General features: G+C 60.5%; 18 protein-coding genes and 1 pseudogene. 5 read left to right on the top strand and 14 right to left on the bottom strand.

Going from position 1 to position 20,278, the window contains the following annotated elements:
• Positions 1–112: 112 nt before the first annotated feature.
• The 5 genes and pseudogenes from BLL38_RS23955 to BLL38_RS23930 all read right to left on the bottom strand — a co-directional run bounded on the left by BLL38_RS23955 (position 113) and on the right by BLL38_RS23930 (position 4,644).
• Positions 113–736 (bottom strand): methyltransferase domain-containing protein, encoded by a 624-nt coding sequence (locus BLL38_RS23955; RefSeq protein ID WP_076964598.1) that lies wholly within the window; start codon positions 734–736, stop codon positions 113–115.
• Positions 737–741: 5 nt separating this feature from the next.
• Positions 742–1,553, bottom strand: a pseudogene (locus BLL38_RS23945) (pyrroline-5-carboxylate reductase family protein).
• A 460-nt stretch (positions 1,554–2,013) separates the two neighbouring features.
• Positions 2,014–3,384, bottom strand: coding sequence for a 2-oxoadipate dioxygenase/decarboxylase HglS (gene hglS, locus BLL38_RS23940; RefSeq protein ID WP_076964596.1), 1,371 nt, complete (start codon positions 3,382–3,384; stop codon positions 2,014–2,016).
• Positions 3,385–3,562: 178 nt separating this feature from the next.
• Complete coding sequence (locus BLL38_RS23935; RefSeq protein ID WP_076964595.1) at positions 3,563–3,877, bottom strand: SCP2 sterol-binding domain-containing protein; 315 nt, start codon at positions 3,875–3,877, stop codon at positions 3,563–3,565.
• A gap of 56 nt (positions 3,878–3,933) precedes the next feature.
• Entirely contained in the window at positions 3,934–4,644 is a 711-nt protein-coding gene (locus BLL38_RS23930; protein ID WP_076964594.1) for a histidine phosphatase family protein, read from the bottom strand.
• 261 nt (positions 4,645–4,905) lie between these two features.
• On the opposite strand from BLL38_RS23930, the gene sohB reads away from it, so the two are divergent.
• Positions 4,906–5,928 (top strand): protease SohB, encoded by a 1,023-nt coding sequence (gene sohB / locus BLL38_RS23925; protein ID WP_076964593.1) that lies wholly within the window; start codon positions 4,906–4,908, stop codon positions 5,926–5,928.
• 70 nt (positions 5,929–5,998) lie between these two features.
• Here the strand turns inward: sohB and BLL38_RS23920 are convergent, their stop codons facing one another.
• Entirely contained in the window at positions 5,999–7,525 is a 1,527-nt protein-coding gene (locus BLL38_RS23920) for an MFS transporter (RefSeq protein WP_076964592.1), read from the bottom strand.
• 150 nt (positions 7,526–7,675) lie between these two features.
• Here BLL38_RS23920 and BLL38_RS23915 point away from each other — a divergent pair, with 150 nt between their 5' ends.
• Positions 7,676–8,590, top strand: a complete 915-nt coding sequence (locus BLL38_RS23915) for a LysR family transcriptional regulator (protein ID WP_076964591.1) — start codon at positions 7,676–7,678, stop codon at positions 8,588–8,590.
• Here the strand turns inward: BLL38_RS23915 and dhaL are convergent.
• The 7 genes from dhaL to BLL38_RS23880 all read right to left on the bottom strand — a co-directional run bounded on the left by dhaL (position 8,547) and on the right by BLL38_RS23880 (position 15,910).
• Positions 8,547–9,194, bottom strand: coding sequence for a dihydroxyacetone kinase subunit DhaL (dhaL, locus tag BLL38_RS23910; protein ID WP_076964590.1), 648 nt, complete (start codon positions 9,192–9,194; stop codon positions 8,547–8,549). The two genes, BLL38_RS23915 and dhaL, sit on opposite strands and share 44 nt — an antisense overlap.
• A gap of 3 nt (positions 9,195–9,197) precedes the next feature.
• A complete protein-coding gene (locus BLL38_RS23905) occupies positions 9,198–10,199 on the bottom strand; it encodes a dihydroxyacetone kinase subunit DhaK (RefSeq protein WP_076964589.1) in 1,002 nt (333 codons plus the stop codon).
• 152 nt (positions 10,200–10,351) lie between these two features.
• Positions 10,352–11,467, bottom strand: a complete 1,116-nt coding sequence (locus BLL38_RS23900) for an MDR/zinc-dependent alcohol dehydrogenase-like family protein (RefSeq protein WP_076964588.1) — start codon at positions 11,465–11,467, stop codon at positions 10,352–10,354.
• 26 nt (positions 11,468–11,493) lie between these two features.
• Complete coding sequence (locus tag BLL38_RS23895) at positions 11,494–12,249, bottom strand: SDR family oxidoreductase (protein WP_076964587.1); 756 nt, start codon at positions 12,247–12,249, stop codon at positions 11,494–11,496.
• 136 nt (positions 12,250–12,385) lie between these two features.
• On the bottom strand, positions 12,386–13,393 hold the full coding sequence (locus BLL38_RS23890) for a substrate-binding domain-containing protein (RefSeq protein WP_076964586.1): 1,008 nt from the start codon (positions 13,391–13,393) through the stop codon (positions 12,386–12,388).
• Positions 13,394–13,448: 55 nt separating this feature from the next.
• Positions 13,449–14,426 carry an ABC transporter permease gene (locus tag BLL38_RS23885; RefSeq protein WP_076964585.1) on the bottom strand — a complete coding sequence of 326 codons (978 nt, stop codon included), beginning with the start codon at positions 14,424–14,426 and terminating at the stop codon, positions 13,449–13,451.
• Positions 14,423–15,910, bottom strand: a complete 1,488-nt coding sequence (locus BLL38_RS23880; RefSeq protein WP_076964584.1) for a sugar ABC transporter ATP-binding protein — start codon at positions 15,908–15,910, stop codon at positions 14,423–14,425. Before BLL38_RS23880 ends, BLL38_RS23885 begins: the two co-directional genes overlap by 4 nt.
• 282 nt (positions 15,911–16,192) lie before the next feature.
• Here BLL38_RS23880 and rpiB point away from each other — a divergent pair, with 282 nt between their 5' ends.
• The 3 genes from rpiB (at position 16,193) to BLL38_RS23860 (ending at position 19,682) form a co-directional block, all read left to right on the top strand.
• Positions 16,193–16,654 carry a ribose 5-phosphate isomerase B gene (rpiB, locus tag BLL38_RS23875; protein WP_076964583.1) on the top strand — a complete coding sequence of 154 codons (462 nt, stop codon included), beginning with the start codon at positions 16,193–16,195 and terminating at the stop codon, positions 16,652–16,654.
• A 63-nt stretch (positions 16,655–16,717) separates the two neighbouring features.
• Entirely contained in the window at positions 16,718–17,698 is a 981-nt protein-coding gene (locus BLL38_RS23870) for a sugar-binding transcriptional regulator (RefSeq protein WP_076964582.1), read from the top strand.
• A gap of 421 nt (positions 17,699–18,119) precedes the next feature.
• Positions 18,120–19,682: a TerC family protein gene (locus BLL38_RS23860; protein ID WP_076964580.1), complete on the top strand. Its 1,563-nt coding sequence runs from the start codon at positions 18,120–18,122 to the stop codon at positions 19,680–19,682.
• Here BLL38_RS23860 and BLL38_RS23855 read toward each other — a convergent pair.
• Positions 19,679–20,041 carry a thioredoxin family protein gene (locus BLL38_RS23855; protein WP_076964579.1) on the bottom strand — a complete coding sequence of 121 codons (363 nt, stop codon included), beginning with the start codon at positions 20,039–20,041 and terminating at the stop codon, positions 19,679–19,681. The genes BLL38_RS23860 and BLL38_RS23855 overlap by 4 nt on opposite strands.
• Positions 20,042–20,278: the final 237 nt, after the last annotated feature.

Below are 20,278 nucleotides of genomic sequence, written 5' to 3'. Positions count from 1 at the left end.
TTGCGGGTCTGTTTGCGTTTGCCGGCGTACTCGGCGTCGGCGAAGGTCATCTGCTTCATGGAATGGCTCGGCGATGGGACTCGGGGTATTTTGCCAAATAAGAAAGTCTTTTTCAGGATTTCCCTAGAGAGTTGAGACCGATAATGGCTCTGCCGCCAATGCTAAGGTATCTCGGGAGGTCTTCGAGGAAGCGTGTTATGACGTCATCGCCATAAAACATTGCGCGAGCAGAGAGCTCTCCTTTGCGCTCCAAACCCTCTAGAATCTTGATTAGTGAGGTGGATGGTGTACGCCAACCTGGAGGGTTAAAGGCAATAGTTTGAAATTTCTGTTGCGGGATTTTTTCAAAAAGATTACTTATGTGGAATGTAATTTCGCTGGTTTTAAAATTAATTTTTTCATGTGTTTTTGCTTGATTAATAGATGCCTTGCATATGTCCGTTGCAATAATTTTTTTGTTGCCGAGTTTTCTCATCAGTAATGCATGTGCGCCACTTCCCGTTCCAATATCTAGAAAGCTACCATTCAAAGTAATAGCATCTGATGTGCGAACCAGATAGTCACCAAGTTTTAAGCCGGCTAAGCTTATTTTAAATACGTTGAGAGTGTTTAAAAAAATTAGTCTTTGTCCAAGGCCAAAATAGACTTCGTAAGTGGAAGGCTGGCTGTTTAAATAGTGAAATCCGTCACTGGGTTGAGACCATCCAGGTACACCGTGATCAATAAGTCCCAACATGTGTTTTATCTCCCTTCGCCTATTTTTTTGGACTGTGCACAAGCCTTGTTTAGACCTTCGATGACAAGATTGCTTAATTTATTTTTGTCAAGGTATTTAATTGCTTGCTCGGTTGTACCTTTGGCTGTCATTACAAGCTTGCAAATGTTCAGAGGGGAATTTTTGTTTTCAGCTAGTAGAGTGGTGGTGCCTCGAATTATTTGAGTGGTTATAAGTAATGCGCTTTTTTATCGAAACCATTGCTTGTTGCAAAATTTAATAAGGAAGTTGCGAAATAGGCGACGTAAGCAGGGCCTCCACCGACTAATGCCGTGGCACTATCAATTAAATATTCTTTCTTTAACAGGAGACATTTTCCAAGGCTGGAAAATAATTGGTTGGTCAATGCTCTGTTTGTATTTGTGGTTTTCTTTGAGTAGTAAAGAACAGTCATTCCATCTAGGTTTGCGCAGGAGATGTTTGGCATGGCACGACAAATTTGTGTTGTGTAAGTAGCCTTTTTTAGTGTTGATATGGTAAGTCCAGCCATAACTGAAATTACCAAGCCTGAATAATTTTTAATTTTTTCACAGTTTTCTGTAAAAGAAAAAAATGCTTGAGGAGGAATAGCTAACAATAAGATTTTTGTGTTTTTTAGTTCTGGTATGCTCTCTTGTGTGCATATTCCATTAGCAGTAATACTGGCGCGCCGAATGGGGTTGGGCTCGATTACGATTATAGAGATATTGAGGTTGGAATTTTTTAGTCCGAGTGCGAGTGCACTCCCCATGTGTCCTGCTCCTACGATTACGATGCTTATCTTTGATGGTGTGTTCATAAAAGCCTCCGGTAGTGAATAAGAGCCTCTATGTACTAGCTGGTTTGATGAGCATCGTCTCGGATTGGATTTATATCAAATCAAAAGCGTCCTAAATCGTTGTAGTACTTTTCCGGTCGCGTATATGATCGTTTTAATACATGGCGAATTAGCAGGCGATTATAACCATTACCGTCTTGCGGAGTGTTGTCTGCGTACGATGAGGTATAGATTTCTATAAGGTTTCCCTCGTTGCGGGAAAGCTTGCTCGCGCTGCGCAGCAGTCTCAAAACATTCCAAAGTGCAGGAGGCTGCCTGACGCGGGCAAGGAGGCAGAGTCGATAAGAGAAGGCTCCATATTTCTTCAGAATTGCCCCAAGGACAGCCGCCTCGCCACTGCCTATTATCCCAACCGTTCGCCCGGCCCTGGGGCAAGTTGACTACGCATGGAATGCGTTGTGGTGTCGGGCGAACTCTTTTTCTAGGTGCGCAGCGCCTGTAGGCAGGTGTCGATCGAGCGCTGCTGGGTGTCTGCATACAGCTGCAACTCATCCAGGGTCTGGCGGCCCAGGGCCTGTTCAAACTCAGCCTGGTTGGCGTTGGCCGTGTAGTGATTCTGCGCGGCATCGCCCAGGTTCGACTGGAAAATCCCCGCCGCGCTGACCGGCAGGAAATCCTCATACACCAACGGTTCGATATCGACGTAACCCGCCTCGACCAATGCGTCCAGGCTCTGTGGCGCGCCCTTCCCGGCGGCACGGCCCTTGTCGGTCACCCCGTAGCGAAAGAACGCCAACCCTTGCTCGCGCATGGCCCGGTGATTATCCGGGAAGGCCTGGAAGTGTTGCTCCATCAGGTCGGTGTAGCGCTGGGCGTTGGCTTCATTGGGAAAGGCGCCCAGTTCGTCCCGGGCGGCGTTGAGCAACTGATCATAGAGCGCCCGGCCCTTGGGGGTCAGGGCCACGCCGCGTTGTTCGATCTCGCCAAAGCGTGCGCTGTGGCTGCCCTTGGCATCGGTAAAGGCAATGGCTTCGTCGAGGGCCTTGAAGCTGGTCTGGCGCAGCAGGATCGGGCATTGGCGGCGGGGTGGGCCTTCGATCACGGCTTTGGGGGTGATGCCTTTGCCGGGCATGTCGGCTTGTACGCGGTCGATGTCCAGGGTGCGTGGGGTCAGGTGATTGATGTGCGGGCCCTTGAAGGCCACCACGTCGGCAATCAACCGGTGCTGGTCGCTGAGTTGTTGGTACTGGGCCGCGCTGACCGTGGCGGTGTGGTGCCAGCGAAAGGTTTCCAGGGCTTGTTGGATAAAGGCCTGGGCATCGCTGGCATTGAGGCCGCCGTCGGCTTCAGCCTGCTCGATCAGGGCCAGGGCGCGTGGGGTGAAGATTGAACGCTTGGCCAGGGCGGCTTCGGCAAAGGCCCGCAGTTCAAGGTTTTCGATCAGTTCCAGGCGCAGCAGCGAGGTGAAGACCCGGAACGGGCTGGTCTGCAAGGCGCTTTCATGCACGGCGCGAAAGGCCGTGGCATGCACCGGCACGCCGGCCGGGGTGAGGTCGTAGTAGCCTACCGGCTGCATGCCCATCACCGCAAACAGACGGCGGATGGTTGCCAGTTCATAGGCGCTGCCCAGGCGGATGGCACCGTGGCGTTCCCTGTCCAGGCGCTGGATTTCGCCGGTGCGTTGCAGTTGCCGCGCCAGGGCAGGGTCGCTTGCCAGCACCCGGGCATTGGTGTCGGCCACCAGTTCCAGCAGCGCGCCATACAGCGGCACTTCCTCGCGGTACATGTCGGACATGGCCCGGGAGAAGTCTTTGCGGATGGCATCGGGGCTGATAAGACGCGGGGTCGGCATAGAGAATTCCTGGCGGCGATAACGGTGGTGTGGGCCGTGAGCCAGATTTTGTTGGGCGTGGCCCGTGGGCGCAAATGAAGATTCCTCTGGACTTCATTCTGCAAATGAATGAGCGCCACCGGCACATACAAAAATCCCGCCTGGGTAGGCGGGATTGGTCAACCCAGATTGCCCTGGATCAGGCCGGGAACAGCTCGCTGAGTTTCATCGCCAGCATCATGTCGCCTTCGGTGCGCAGCTTGCCGCCCATGAAGGCCTGCATGCCGTCGGTTTCGCCGCTGACGATCCCTTTCATGGTTTCAGCGTCCATCACCAGAGTCACCTGGGCGTCAGGGTTCACGCCTTCTTGCAATTCGCAAGTGCTGTCCTTGACGATCAGCGAGAAGTTCTGGGTCTCGTCGATACGGAAACCGAACACCAGGTCCAGGCCGTCGGCAGCGCCTGGGTTGAATTTGGCTTTCATTGCTTCTACGGCTTTAGCTACGTCAGTCATGGTTCGATCCTTTTATGGGTGGTGCCAGTGACCTTGGGGTCACGGTTGGCCGCAATTCATCGGAAAGTGATGAGCTGCGGCGCCTTCAACAGTTGCAAGTGGGTATGGCTGTTGAAGGAAGCCAGCGCCACTTCGCGACCACGGAACTTCAAGTGGTTGAGCGAGGTGTTGACAATCTGCCAGTTCAGCTCGAAAGCCTGGGCGGCAGGCATGCGGGTAATCAGGTGGAGCAGGGCGGTGATGGTGCCGCCGGAGGTAAATACCGCGATCTTGTGGGCATTGTCGGCACTCTCCAGCAGGCGCTGCAAGCCACCCTGGACGCGCTCGACAAACCCCAGCCAGCTTTCCAGGCCGGGGGGGTCGTAGGTGCCGCTCAGCCAGCGCTCGATGATCAGGGCAAAGATACGCTGGAACTCACCCCGCTTCTGCGGGGCGTTGCGCAGGGTTTCCAGGGCTTGCGGCTCGCTGCCGAGCAGGTCCGGGAGCAGGGCGCGGATGATCGCGTCGGCGTCGAATTCGTTGAAGGCGCTGTCGATTTCCAGGGGCGGCACCGGCAGGCCCTGGGCGCCGATGGACTCGAACGTGGCGTTGGCCGTGTGCTGCTGGCGCCGCAGGTCGCCCGACACACAACGGTCGAACGTCAGGCCCAGGTCGGCCAGGTGGCTGCCCAGTACCTGGGCCTGCTGCACACCGACGGGCGACAGGACGTCATAGTCGTCTGCACCGAAGGAGGCCTGGCCATGTCGAATCAAATAGATGCTGCCCACGTCCGTTCACCCGGTACGTTGAAAGTCTGGCGAGGTTATGAGGATGCCGGGAAGCTGTCAATGAAAAAACATACGCTTGTTTTAAAAGCTCGTTAGAGGCTGATATCCCTGTGGGAGCTGTCGAGCGGTGTTTGTTGGATCATTACGCGCGCATGATCCTTTAGAGTCCCGTTTCAAGGGGTTTCAGCTCTGGCCCGCCGGCAGTCCCGCCGGTATGCTGGGGCAATCCGCGCCTGGCGCACCGTTTCTGTAAGGAGTCCCATGGAGTTTCTGGCTGAGTATGCAAGTTTTCTGGCTAAAACCGTTACGTTGGTCGTCGCTATCCTGGTGGTGCTGATCAGTTTTGCAGCGTTGCGCAGCAAGGGCCGGCGCAAGCAGGCCGGGCAGTTGCAGGTCAGCAAGCTCAATGATTTCTACAAGGGCCTGCGCGAGCGCCTGGAGCAGACCCTGCTCGACAAGGACCAGCTCAAGGCGCTGCGCAAGTCCCAAAGCAAATCCGAGAAAAAACAGAAGAAAACCCCCGAGGCCAAACCGCGGGTGTTTGTGCTGGATTTTGACGGGGACATCAAGGCCTCGGCCACCGACAGCCTGCGCCATGAAATCACCGCGCTGCTGAGCCTGGCCACACCCAAGGACGAAGTGGTGCTGCGCCTGGAAAGCGGCGGTGGCATGGTCCACAGCTATGGCCTGGCGTCGTCGCAATTGGCGCGGATCCGCGAGGCGGGTGTGCCGTTGACGGTGTGTATCGACAAGGTCGCGGCCAGCGGCGGCTACATGATGGCGTGCATCGGTGAGAAGATCATCAGTGCGCCATTTGCCATCCTCGGCTCGATTGGCGTGGTGGCCCAGTTGCCCAACGTCAACCGCCTGCTGAAAAAACACGATATCGACTTTGAAGTGCTGACGGCTGGCGAGTACAAGCGCACCCTCACCGTGTTTGGCGAAAACACCGAGAAGGGCCGGGAGAAGTTCCAGGAAGACCTGGATATCACCCATCAGTTGTTCAAGAACTTCGTGTCGCGCTATCGCCCGCAACTGGCGATTGATGAAGTGGCCACCGGTGAAGTCTGGCTGGGCGTCGCGGCGCTGGACAAGCAACTGGTGGACGCGCTGCAGACCAGTGACGAATACCTGGCCACCAGGGCCAAGACCGCCGAGCTGTTCCACCTGCACTATGCCGAGCGTAAAAGCCTGCAGGAGCGGGTGGGCCTGGCGGCCAGCGGCTCGGTGGACCGAGTGCTGCTGGCCTGGTGGAGCCGCCTGACCCAGCAGCGCTTCTGGTAACCCCCGCCCTGTAGGGCACGGCTTGCCGGCAATGACGATCTTCTGCTCGCCATCGCTGGCAAGCCGGCGCCTACAAGGGGTTGCGTTGCTCCGGCAGCAGCGGCACCGGATGCCGCATCAGCAGGCCCACCACCAGCGCCCCCAGCAGCCCCAATAGCCCCGCCACCCACAACACCCTGGCAAACCCACCGACAAACGCCTGCCACGCCAAGGGTTGCACCAGCCCCTGCGCCGACTCCGGCAGCAGCGCCATGGCCGCAGGCATATCCCCAGCCACCACCCGCGAGGCAATCCCCGGCACCTGGGCCTGCCATTGCGTGCCAAGGCTGGTTTGCAGCAGATGCTCGCTATGGCTGGCCAACAGCGCCCCGTATACCCCGACCGCCAACATGATCGCGCTGAAACGCATGGTGGTACTCATGCCCGACGCCATGCCCGCGCGGTCCCTTGGCACGCAGGCCATGATGTTTTTCTGGGTATCGCCATTGAGCAGGCCGGCACCGGCACCGGTCACGGCTATCGCCAGGGCGAACGGCAGGTAACCGCCGGCAGTCACTGCCCAGGCGCTGAGCAGGTTGCCGCTGCCCACCAGGGCCAGGCCGGCCGCCATCATGGTTGCAGGAGCGAAGCGGCTGGCCAGGCGTGCGCCGATACGCGGGCAGATCAGCATGGTCAGGGCAAACGGCAGCATCCCCAGGCCCGAGGCAATCGCGGAAAACCCCAGGCCGTTTTGCAGGTAGAACGGCAGCAGCGTCATCATCACCTGGGCACAACCGGCATAGGCAAACATCCCCAGCAAGGCCCCGATAAACCGCGGGTACTGGAACAGTTGCAGGTCCACCATGGGCCGGCGTTGCAAACGCTCCACCAGCACAAACAGGCCCAGCAGGAACGCGCCGCCGAGCAACCGCGCATAGGTCAACGGGTTGTCCCAGCCGATCCGGTTGGCTTCGATCAGGCCCCAGATCAGGCACAGCAGGCTGGCGCTGAAGGCCAGGCTGCCCCAGGGATCGAGGCGTGCCGCTTGGCTGTCGCGCGATTCCGGGATGGCGTGCAGGACCAGCGCCAGCAAGGCCAGGCCCACCGGCAGGTTGAGGTAGAAAATCCAGCGCCAGCCCATGTAGTGGGTAATCAGGCCGCCAAGGGTCGGGGCAGCGGTCATCGCCACGCCCATGCAGGCGCCCCAGAACGCCCAGGCCTTGGCCCGTTCCAGTTCATCATGAAAGGCATGGCCGATGGAGGCTAGGGCCGAAGTCAACAGCAACGCGGCCCCGACACCCTTCACGGCGCGGGCGATATCCAGCAGCAGTACGCTGGGCGCGGCGCCACAGCCCAGGGAGGCGAGGATAAAAATACCCAGGCCCCACACCAGGGTTTTCTTGCGGCCGAAGCGGTCGGCAATGCTCCCGGCCGGCAGCAGCAGGGCGGCAAACGCCAGCATATAGGCGCTGACGACCCATTCGATATCGGCGAAATTGGCCCCCAGGTCCCGGGCAATGGTCGGCAGGGTCACGGCGACGATATTGGTGTCGAGGACAATCAGTGAACAAACCCCGGAGGCGGTCAACAGGGTAAGGCGTGGGCTGACCTGGCTCATGGCATGATTACCTGGCAGGCAACAGATAAGCTGGATTTGACGGGCATCACGAGGACTCTCTACTGTGGGCGTCCTGTCAGCTTATCGTCGGCGCTTATCAGTTCTGTTAGCCGAAGCGAGGCACTTCATTACCTTTGAGCTAATCCTGTTATGGAAATACGTCATTTCCGCTACTTCCTGGCCGTTGCCCGGCACCGCAACTTCACGCGTGCCGCCGAGCAGCTGGATATTGCCCCGCCCACCTTGAGCCGGCAGATCCAGGATATGGAGCGCACCCTGGGCACCCGCCTGTTTATCCGGCGCCAGCGTGACGTCAGCCTGACGGAGGCGGGCACTGCGCTGTTGGCTGAAGCGGAAGCCACCGTGCGCCAGTTCGAGTTTGCCCAGCGCAATGCCCAGCGCGCCGGGCGTGGCGAGATCGGTCATATCGAATTGGGCTATGTGGCGTCGGCGGTGTATTCCGGGGTGCTGCAACGCCAGGTACAGGGGTTCTGCGCGCAGTTTGCCGATGTCAGCCTCAGCGTGCGGGAAAGCCCCATGGCCTTGCTGCCGGGGCTGGTGGCCGAAGGGCGCTACGACATTGGCTATATCCGCTCGCCCATGACCTTGCCCGATGGCGTGGAGGCGCTACGCCTGGGCAGCGAAGGTTTTGTCCTGGCGCTGCCCCAGGGCTCGTGGCTGCTGGGCTTGAAGGCGATCACCTGCGCGCATTTGCAGAACGAGACCTTCATCCTGCCCGAGCAAATCAGCGGCACCTTGCAGGTGGCCGCACAAGGCGGTTATGCCCCGCGCCTGGGGCCGCAGCCGGGCGGCCTGGTGGCGGTGATTGCCCTGGTGTCGCTGGGGCAGGGCGTGGCGGTGGTGCCGGAGTCGGTGGTGGGGCATGTCAGCCTGCCGGGTGTGCACTACCGCACCATCGAGGGCAGCGATGCCTCGTCGTGGCTGTCGCTGATTTACCGGCGCTTTGAAAAGGCCCCGGCGGTGGCGCGGTATATCCAACACGTCAAGCACAAGCTCGCGCCTACGGGGCCAGGCGGGGTTGGATCGAGTCCGCCAACTGCGTGAGGATCAGGCAGCACGACACCGCCCCGGCATCCAGTACCCCCAGCGAGCGCTCACCCAGGCGGCTGGCCCGGCCGATCCTGGCCACCAGGTCCCTGGTCGAGTCACGGCCCTGGGAGGCCGCGCGTTTCATTGCTTCCAGGGCTTCGCTGAAGGACGCACCACTGGCCTGGGCCCGCTCAAATGCTTGCACCGCCGGGATCAGGGTGTCCATCAGGCACTTATCACCGACGCCGGCTTCGGTGATGTCCTGCAACGAGGTCAGGCCACCGCGCAACAAGTGGGCGAAGGTCGCCGCATCAATGTCTTCGCTGCCGCGCACCTCGTCGGCCATGCCGATAAACAGGCTGCCATACAGCGGGCCCATGGAGCCGCCGATGCCTTCCATCAGGCTCAGGGTCAGTTCGTCCAGGGCCTCGGCCAGGGTCAACTGCCGGCCTTCGATCGTACGGCCGCAATGGGCAAAGCCCTTGGCCATATTGATGCCATGGTCGCCATCGCCAATCGCGCCGTCGACTTCGCTGAGGTATTCACGGTTGGCGACGATCACGCTGACCAGGTCAGCGACAACCGCGCTGCCGTCGTGGGTAGAGAAAGACTGGCTCATGGTTTATTCCGCCTGGGTCATGCCGATGGAGCGGCAAGGTTGGTCGATCAGGGTTTTCAGCTCGGCATCCAGGCCCAGCAGGGTCAGGGTCACGCCCATCATTTCCAGGGAGGTGAAGTAGTTGCCGACATAGCAGCGATGAATCTTCAGGCCCTTGGCCTTGAGCTGGCTTTCGACTTCGGCGTAGAAGATGTACAGCTCCATCACCGGTGTCGCGCCCAGGCCCGAGACCAGCACCACCACGCTGTCATCCTGGCTGAAGTCGCGGTCGGCGAGGATCGGTGCCAGCATGCGCTCGGCCATGGCGGCGGCGGGTTCGATCGGGATTACCTCGATCCCCGGTTCGCCATGATGGCCGATGCCCAGTTCCATCTGGCCGTCCGCGATCTGGAAGTTCGGCTTGCCCACCGCTGCAATGGTGCAGGGCGTCAGGCCGATACCGATGGAGCGGCAGTGATCGACCGCCTTCTGTGCGACGCGGATCACTCCATCCAGGTCATAGTGCTGCGCGGCGGCGGCCCCGCCGATCTTCCACATAAAGATTTCCCCGGCCACCCCGCGCCGCTTGGCGATCTCGGCCTTGGGCGCCGAGGCTACGTCATCGTTGGCAACCACGGTGCGGATCCGCATGTCCTTGCTGGCGGCCATTTTCATCGCCAGCTTCACGTTCATATTGTCGCCGGCATAGTTGCCATACAGGCAGGCCACGCCGGCACCGTGATCGGCGACCCGGAAGGCATCGAAAAAACTCTTGGCGGTGGGCGACGAGAAGATTTCGCCGACGGCCACCGCGTCCACCAGGCCGGGGCCGACGTAGCCGAGGAAGGCCGGCTCATGGCCGGAGCCGCCCCCAGTGACGATGCCCACGCGGCCTGGGCCGGAGGGCTTGGCCTTGCTGATCACACGGGGGTTGCTGTCGCTTTGGCGCAGCTCGGGATGGGCGACCAGAATGCCGCGCAGCATGTCCTCGACCACTTGGTCCGGATCGTTGATGACTCGATTCATAACGCGGGTTCCTGTTCTTGTTGTCTTGGGCGCAGTCATTCAAGTGTAGGAGCGGGCTTGCCCGCGATGGCGGTGTGTCAGAAGACACATGAGTTGGCTGACCCACTGCCATCGCGGGCAAGCCCGCTCCCACATTTGGATGTGTGTTGGGTTCAGGGTTCGAGCACGACCTTCAAGGACTTGTCCCCGCGCTCCATCACCGCAAACGCCTCCTTGAAATCCGCCAGCGCAAACTTGTGGGTCACTACGTCGCGCATGTCGATCTTGCGCTTGCCGATAAAGTCGATGGCCCGCGGGTACATGTACGGGCCCAGGTGTGAGCCGAGCACGTCCAGTTCCTTGCGGTCGCCAATGATCGACCAATCTACCGTGGCCTCGTCGTTGAACACGCTGAATTCGACGAAACGCCCCAGCTTGCGCAGCATCGCCAGGCCCTGGTTCACCGCCTTGTGGTGCCCGGTGGCTTCAATATAGATATCGCAGCCATAGCCGTCGGTGATGTCGCGGATTTTTGCCAGTACATCGACCTCGGCCGGGTTCCAGACCTCATCGGCGCCCATGCGCAGGGCCAGTTCGGCGCGTTCGGGTTTCATGTCGAGCACGATCAGGCGTTTGGGGTTGCGCATGCGTACCGCGCCGATGATCCCCAGGCCCAGGGTGCCGGCGCCGGCTACCACCACCACGTCGTCGAAATCCACATTGGCCCGTTCCGCCGCGTGCAGCGAGCAGGCCAGGGGTTCGATGAGGATCGCTTCGTCTGGCGCGATGGAGTCGGGCACCTGGTGGATGATGCCTTCCTTGGTGAAAATCATGTACTGGGCCATGGCGCCCTGGACGTTGTTCTGGAAGCCGTAGAGGTCGTGTTTCTGACACATCCAGTACTGGCCGTGGTTGCAGAAGCGGCAGCCCCAGCAGGGCACGATCTGCTCGGAAATCACCCGGTCGCCGACCTTCACCCCACGCTTCTCGGCGCCCGGGCCCAGGGCGACCACGCGGCACACAAACTCATGCCCGGGAATCATTGGCGGCTTGACGTAGCGCGGCTGCTCGGCGTCGCCCCAGAACGACGGCGCGCCGCGGTAGGTCTTGATATCGCCCATGCAGATGCCGCACAGCTCGACCTTGGTCAGGATCTCGTCGGGGCCGGGCGTCGGTACATCGACGGTTTCCAGGCGATAGTCTTCCGGGCCATGGCAGACCACGGCCTGCATGGTCTTGGGGATTACCGGGTGGAGTTGTTCGGCGGTACGTTCGGTAGCGGTGGACATGACAGACCTCACGACGAATAGATGGGTTACTGAATGCTGTAGCCGCCGTCGATCACCATGTTGGCGCCGGTGATCATCTGGGCTGCGTCGCTGAGCAGGTACAACGCCAGCCCGGCGATTTCATCCGGCTGGGCAAAACGGCCCGCCGGGATCTGCAATTTGGCCCGTTCGCCCACATCGCCGGCCCAGGCTTTCTTGCCCAGGGCGGTCTCGACGATGGTGGGGGAGATGGCATTTACCGTGATGTGTGGCGCCCATTCCATGGCCAGGACCTTGGTCATGCCGACAATCGCAGCCTTGCTCGCGCAATAGGCCACATGCCGATCCAGGCCGATCACCGCCGCCTGGGACGCCAGGTTGACGATGCGCCCGCTGCCCTGGGCGAGCATATGCCGGGCGCAGGCCTGGGCCACGAAAAAGCTGGCCTTGAGGTTGATCTCCAGGGTGATGTCCCAGGCGTTTTCGCTGACATCGATGGCCTTGTCCAACATCACCACGCCGGCGCTGTTGACCAGGCAGTCCAGGCGCTTGAAGTGCGCGACCACGTAGTCGATGCTGCTCTGCACCTGGTCGAGCTGGCGCAGGTCGACGGCCAGGCCCAGATGCCCGCTGCCCAGGCTGGCGGCGATTTCAACCACGGCCGGATCACGGTCGAGCAGGGCCACGCGCGCGCCACGCTCCACCAGCAAGTGGGCACACGCCAGACCGATCCCCGCAGCCCCGCCGGTGATCACGGCGCAACGACCGGTGAGGTCGAAGGCTTGGTTCCAGAATCCAGACATTGGTTTAACTCCATTCTCAAAAACAGTGGAGATCGGATGTGGGAGCTGGCTTGCCTGCGATGCGGGCACCTGGGTCTGTCAGGGATACCGAGGTGATGCAATCGCAGGCAAGCCAGCTCCCACATTGACCGCGTTGCTATTTAGTACCGCTGACCTGCTGGTACAGCGCATCCGCATTGGCATTGGTCACCGGCACCCACGGCAGGATGTAGTTCTTCGCGGTGCCGTCGCCCCAGGTTACGTCCTTGGCATAGCGCTCCCAGATCACCGACTTGGGTTTGTAGTCTTCACCCGCCAGTTGCCGCAGGGCTACGTCCAGTGCGCCCTGGGACTGGGCCTGGGCGTCTTGCAGGAAGGTGGTGACTTCATCTCTTTTGGCTGCCTGAATGGCGTCGGGCATGCCGTCGATGGAGGTGACGGGCACATCCTTGGAGGTCAGGCCATGGGATTTGAGGGCCTGCACGGCGCCCAGAGCCATGTCGTCGTTTTGTGCGATCACCCCGTTGATGCCCTTGGGGTGGGCGTTGAGCCAGTCCTCGGTCAGGCTCAGGGCCTGGGCGCGGTCCCAGTTGGCGGTCTTTTTCTCGATGATCTTGATCCCGGGGTGCTTGCCCAGCACTTCCAGTTCGCCTTTTTCGCGGTCGATCTGTGCCGACTGGCCAATCGGGCCCTGGATGATCACCACATTGCCCTTGCCCTGGAGCTTGTCGACCATGGCCTGGGCCTGCAGGCGCCCGCCCTCGACATCATCGTTACCCACGTACGGCACGTTGGCATCGGCGACTTTGGTGTTGGAGGCGATCACCACCACATCGTTGGCCATCGCCTGCTTCACCGTGCCCACCCCGGCCTTGGTGTCGATCGGCACGAAGAGGATCGCGTCGTAGCGCTGGGTGACCATGTTTTCGATCTGGTTGTTCTGGGTCAGCGCGTCATAGTTGCCGTCGAACACGGTCAACTGCACGGTGCCGTCCTTGACTGCCGGATGTTCCTTGAGCTCGCGCACCCAGTTCTGCATGAACTGGCCCTTGAGGCCGTACACGGCGGCGCCGACTTTGTAGGTCTTGCCATCGGCGGCCAGGGTGATGCTGCTGGCGAGCAGGGAGAGGGCCGCCACGGCGGCAAACGATGTAGCGAATTTCATGATGAGAACCCCGTTTATTGTTGTGGTCGTTCAGTTCGGATCAGAGCAAAAGCGACTAGCGTTTTTTCTTGCGCCACACGTCAATCAACACCGCGAGCACGATGATCAGGCCCTTGGCGACCTGCTGGTAATAGGAGGACACACCGAGCAGGTTCAGGCCGTTGTTGATCACCCCGATCAGCAGGGCGCCGAACAGCGTGCCGACGATGGTGCCGACGCCGCCGGACAAACTGGTGCCGCCGATCACCACCGCGGCAATCGCATCCAGCTCATAGGACATGCCGGCCTGGGGCAGGGCGGAGGTGGTGCGCGCCGACAGCACCACACCCGCCAGGCCGGCGAGCAGGCCCGAGACCACGTACACCGAGAACGTCACCTTGCGCACGCCAATCCCCGAGGTGCGCGCGCTTTTTTCGTTGCCACCCACCGCGTACACGTAGCGCCCGTAGGTGGTGTAGCGCAGCACCATCCAGAAAATCAGCGCGACCACGGCAAAGATGATGATCGGTACGCCAATCGGCCCAAGCTTGCCGATGCCCAGGGCCAGGTAGGCGTCCGGCAGGTCGGTGACCGGGCTGCCGTCGTTGAGGATAAAGGTCATGCCCCGGGCAATACTCAGCATGCCGAGGGTGGCGACAAAGGGCGGGATCGACAGGTTGGCCACCATAAAACCGTTCACCACCCCCAGCATCGCCCCGGCAAACATCCCGGCGCTGACCGCCGCCAGCAGGCCGTAGCCCTGGGTCGCGACCAGGGCGCTGCACAGCCCGGCAAAGGCGAGGATCGAACCCACCGAGAGGTCGATGCCCTTGGTCAGGATCACATAGGTCATGCCCACGGCCAGGATGCCGTTGATCGAGGTCTGGCGCAGGATGTCCATCCAGTTGCGCCAGGTCATGAAGTATTCGCTGGAAAACGCCATGACCACGCACAGCAGGATAAACACCAGCGGCAGGCCAAAGCGGTCGAGGGAAAGCCGCAGGCGGCTGCGCGAAGGGGTGGTCAGCGGGGCGGCAAGGGTTTTGGCATTCATGAGGCAAGACTCAACAAGGCTTCCTGGGAAAGGGCGGTGTCGCTGCTGATAGTCACCAGCCGGCCGCCCTTGAAAATCGCGATACGGTCGCTTAGGTGCAGCAGTTCCGGGGCTTCGGACGACACCACGATGGCCGCGCCACCGGCGCGCACGAACTGGTCGAGCAAGTGATAGATCTCCTGCTTGGCGCCTTCATCGATACCCCGGGTCGGCTCATCGCACAAAAGGCACACCGGTTGGGTCGACAGGCACTTGGCAAGCACCACTTTCTGCTGGTTGCCACCGCTCATGGAGGCCACTGGCAGGTTCAGGGAGGTGGTCTTGATCTGCAGGCGCTTGACCATGTCCGCCGCCAACTGGTTTTCCTTGCGTGCATTGATCAGCGACCAGTTCGACAGCTGCTTGTACGCCGACAACGCGATGTTCGAGAGGATGCTGGAGCTGAGCACCAGGCCGCTTTCCTTGCGGTCTTCGGTGACCAGGGACATGCCGGCGCGGATGGTCGCCTTGGGCAGGCCGATGGGCATCGGCTTGCCTTGCAGGGTGACGCTGCCGGCGTCCGGGGTGGTCAGGCCGTAGATGCAATTGAGGAACTCGCTGCGCCCCGAGCCCATCAGGCCGTAGATGCCGAGGATTTCGCCCTGGCGCACTTGCAGGCTGATGTCCTGGAACTCGCCGCTACGGCTCAGGCCCTGGACGTCCAGGCAGCACTCGGCGGCGCTTGCGCGGCCGACCTTGTGATCGATGCGCGTCAGCTCCTGGCCGACGATACCGCGCACCAGGTGGGCGCGGTCGATATCGGCCATGCGCCCGCTTTCGACGAAGGCGCCATCGCGCAAGATGCTGTAGTCGTCGGCAATCTGTGCAAGCTCGCTGAGGCGATGGGACACATACACGATCCCGGCGCCACGGGCGGTGAGGCGGCGGATGGCCTTGAACAGGGTCTCGGCTTCGCGCTCGCCGATGGCGGAGGTGGGTTCGTCCATGATCATCACCTGGCAGTCATGGCTGAACGCCTTGGCGATCTCCACCAGTTGGATCTGCGCCACGCTCAAGCGATGCATGGGCGTGGTGGCTTCGACGTCGAACTCCAGGCTTTCCAGGAGTTCGCGGGTGCGTAGGTGTAGTGCCTTGCTGTCGACGATGCAGCCGACGCGCCGTGGTTCGCGGCCCAGCCAGATATTTTCGGCGACGCTCATGTAGGGGATTGGTTCCAGCTCCTGGGTGATCATCGCGACCCCCGCCGCCAATGCTTCGCTGGGGCGATGGAAATGCACGGGGGCGCCATTGAGCAGGATGCTGCCGGCGTCACGCTGGGTGATGCCCATCAAGATACTGAGGAACGTGGATTTGCCGGCGCCATTGCCGCCGCACAGGGCATGCACACTGCCGGCCCGCAGCGAGAGGCGGCCGTCACGCAGGGCGGGAATGCCCGCGTAGGCCTTGGCGACGTGTTCAGCCTGGAGCAGTAATGGCGTGGCCATCGGCGTGTCCTCGTGCTGTGAGTTCTTATTAGGTACACAGTCGTGTTGCTGCGTGATCATATGTGTACCAAATGAAATTCTGATCAGTCAATCTCTTTCACTGAAAACTTGTAGTTGCCTGCATTTTATTGATGGGTGGCGTTTTAGAGGGGGTTGACTGGTGGGTCAGTTAAAACGTGCTTGACAGTTGCGGAGGAATATCCGAGAAATGACTGATAGAAATTTCATTGAGTGATCATATGATCAGTCTTAAGCGTCATCATGACAGCGGAGCCTAATGCCATGAACACACCTTTTCCGGTGGCTATCGGATGCGACGAAGCGGGTTTTGAGCTCAAGGAGCTGTTGAGGCGCCATATCGAGGCGCTGGGGTATCCGGTGACCGACTTTGGCACCCATTCCACGGCGCCGGTGCTCTACCCGGATATTGCGCTGGCGGTGGCCACGGCCATCAATGCCGGGCAACAGCGCCTGGGGGTGCTGGTGTGTGGCACGGGCATTGGCATGGCCATCTCGGCCAATAAAGTGTTGGGGATCCGTGCGGCCCAGGCCCATGACACCTATTCGGCGGAGCGCGCGCGCAAGAGCAACGATGCGCAGATCCTGTCCATCGGTGCGCGAGTGGTGGGGGCGGAGCTGGCCAAGAGCATCGTCACCGCGTTTCTGGCCTCGGAGTTCGAGGCGGCGCGTTCCGGGGCCAAGGTCGAGCGCATCAATGCCATTGAGCGTGATGGGCATCAGTAGTGGACGTGGCGGGGCAAGAGTCGGGAGAATGCGCCTTTGACGCCGAAACGGAAGCCCGTCCCCATGAGTGACAGTACCCTGCGCACCGCCAGCGATATCGATCTGATGACCGAAGTGGCGATGCTCTATTACCTTGAGAACGTCACTCAGGAAGCCATCGCCAAGCGCTTTGACCTGTCCCGGGCCAAAGTCAGTCGGCTGCTCAAGCGCGCGCGTGATGAAGGGATTGTCGAGGTGCGGGTGTTGCAGCATCCGGCGATGAACAACGAGCTGGAGCAGGCGTTGGTCGAGCGCTTCCAGCTGGACCGCGCGTTGATCGCGGTGGATCACAGCGACGCCGACACCCAGCGCTCCGCCGTGGCCAGCCTGGTGGCCAACTACCTGAACAAAACCCTGGGCGACGGCATGATTGTCGCCGTGGGCATGGGCCGTAATGTCGGGGCCGTGGCCGATAACGTGTTTTTGCCGGTGACGCGCAACTGCACGTTTGTCTGCGCCATCGGCGGTTCGCTCAAGGCCGGCGAATACATGAACCCCGACCATATCTGCCGCCGCCTGGCCCTGCGCTTTGGCGGCGAGAGCGAAAGCCTGTACGCCCCGGCGCTGGTGGCCAACCCGGAACTGCGCAGCGTGCTGATCAGCAACGACACCGTACGCTCCACCCTCGACCGTGCACGGCGCGCCGATATGGCGCTGATCGGCATTGGCGACATGAGCGAGAACAGCAATATGGTGCGCATGGGCTGGTTCTCCCCCCAGGAAATCGCCCAGGCGCGCTTGTCCGGCACGGTGGGCGACATGATGGGCTACGACTTTATCGACATCCACGGCCAGCCGGCGGTCAACGCCATCCAGGGGCGGGTGATCGGCTTGACGGTGCAGGAGTTGTTCCGCATTCCCGATGTGGTGGCGATTGCCAGTGAAAACACCAAGGCCGCCGCGACCCTGGGGGCGTTGCGCTCGGGGGTGATCAATACCCTGGCGACCACGGTGACCAATGCCCACACCATCCTGGCGCTGGACGACGCTACCCGTAAAATTTGATACAACACGGGTCGAAATGTGGACACTGGTTTGTGTGTGGGCTGGCTTGTGTGGGAGCTGGCTTGCCTGCGATGCAGACACCTCGGTGCATCAGTTAGACCGAGGCGATGCTATCGCAGGCAAGCCAGCTCCCACACAAGCCCACAGCACATGTTTTCGGGCATCTGCTTTTACAGATCTTGTAATAGTTTTAAATTGTAGGAAATTTGTATTTCCACTGTAGGATTAAAGTCCTTTTTTCACTGCAGGACTTGCATGAACACCCTCTCGGAGCCCCCCAGTCGTCTTTCCCCAAGACCGCTACTGCCGCCGTTCCCGCTCAAACATCCTCTATTCAGACTGCTAACCTTTTCCCGGTCACCCGACCGCGTCTTGTTGTGCCCGACATTCTGAACATCAATAAAGAGACAGAGACTTCTATATGGAATGGTTAGCGGATCCAACGGCCTGGCTCGGCCTGTTGACCTTGATTGTGCTGGAACTGGTGCTGGGTATCGACAACCTGGTGTTTATCGCGATCCTGGCGGACAAGCTGCCACCGGAGCAGCGCGACCGTGCGCGGTTGATCGGTTTGTCCCTGGCACTGCTGATGCGCCTGGGCCTGTTGGCGAGTATTTCCTGGTTGGTGACCCTGACCCAGCCGCTGTTCGAGGTGTTCGACAAGAGCTTCTCCGGGCGTGACCTGATCATGTTGTTTGGTGGTGTGTTCCTGTTGTTCAAGGCCACCATGGAATTGCATGAACGGCTCGAAGGGCACGTTACCGAACGTACCGGCAATGCGGCCTACGCGATGTTCTGGCCGATCGTGGCGCAGATCGTGGTGCTGGACGCAGTGTTCTCCCTGGACGCGGTGATTACTGCGGTCGGCATGGTGGATGAACTGGCGATCATGATGATTGCGGTGGTCGTGTCCATCGGTGTGATGATTGTGGCCAGCAAGCCGCTGACCCGTTTCGTCAATGCGCACCCGACGGTGATCATGCTGTGCCTGGGCTTCTTGATGATGATCGGTTTTGCCCTGACCGCCGAAGGCCTGGGCTTCCATATCCCCAAAGGCTACCTGTACGCGGCCATCGGTTTCTCGATTTTGATCGAGGTGTTCAACCAGATCGCCCGGGCGCGCCGCAAGAAGTCGGCGCAGGGCCTGCGGCCGATCCGTGAGCGTACCGCCCATGCGGTGATGCGCCTGTTGGGTGGGCGCAGCCTGGCGGTCGAGGAAGTGGGTGAAGACGTGACCGACCTGTTGGGCGACCCACAGGGCCAGCAAGGCCCGCTGTTCGACCGGCGTGAGCGCGTGATGATCAGTGGTGTATTGCAGTTGGCCGAACGGCCGATCCGCAGCTTGATGACCCCGCGGGCGAATGTCGACTGTATCGACTTGGCCGACGACCCGGAGACGATTCGCCTGAAATTGATGCACTCGTCCTACTCGCGCTTGCCGCTGATCCGTAATGGCGCGGTGGATGAGCCCCTGGGCTTCGTGCACAAGAAGGAGCTGCTCAAGGAGTACCTGGCCGGCAATGAGCCGAACCTGGAACACCTGGCGCGACGGGCGATCAACCTGCTCGACAGTTTCTCGATCCTCAACGCCCTGGAGCAGATGCGCCAGGAGTCGACGCACATTGCCTTCGTGATCAACGAATTCGGCGACTTCATGGGGGTGTTGAGCATGACCGACATCCTGGAGTCCATCGCCGGTGAGTTGCCGGACGCCAGCGAAGTCGAAGGCCCGGACATCGTCGAGGAGCAGGGCGGTTACCGCGCCAACGGTGCGTTGAACCTGAACCTGATTCGCCAGCGTACCGGCTTTCAGGCGGTGGCCACCGAGGATTACCAGACCCTTGCCGGGCTGGTCATGAGCCTGCTGGACCGCCTGCCGGCGGTGGGTGACAGCCTGGAGTACGAAGGCTGGCGCTTGACGGTGGCGGCAGTGGAGGAGCGCCGGGTGACGCAGGTGCTGTTGACCCCTGTCGCGGCGGGTTAACGGGGCCTGGCCCTTTTGGTCGGCACGCCACGGGTGTGCCGCTCGAAGGTTTTCTTCAGGGTCTGCTCCTGGGTCTCCCAGGGGCCGAACCCCTTGAGTTTCTCCACCAGCCTGCCGTTTTTCAGGATCAGCAGCGTCGGCGTGCCGGTGACCTCGGGATGCCGTGGGGTCTGGCTCGTATCGAGTACATAAAGGGCTGCCTGGCGGCGATAACGGCTGGCCACTTTGCTGAACAGTGGCTTGGCCGCGCCGCACGCCGGGCACTGGGGCGATACAAAGAGCATGAACACCGTGCGGGGTGTCTGCAGCGCCCGTCTATACGCATCCGCGTCGTCGATCACCGTGTTGATCAACCCCATGACACTCTCCTTATAGGCCTGTGGCCAAACCCTAAGCCGGGTGGGCCAGGCGGTCTACTGTCAGAATTCACAGGTAGCGCACGCCAATGTGACGGATCGCTACGGATTGGGGTGCACGGTAGCAGTGTGCCTGCTGTCACGGGCGGGGCCCGGGTTGTCGGTGTATTTCTATCTATCTGATTTAAAACAACTTTAACCCTCCAATATTCTTCTGTTACGGGCTGTGGCACACTTTCT

This window comes from Pseudomonas gessardii, from assembly GCF_001983165.1.
GTDB classification, from domain to species: Bacteria; Pseudomonadota; Gammaproteobacteria; order Pseudomonadales; family Pseudomonadaceae; genus Aquipseudomonas; species Aquipseudomonas gessardii.
Note: the sequence above shows the minus strand (reverse complement) of the source record. Positions and strands in the feature narration are given on the sequence as shown.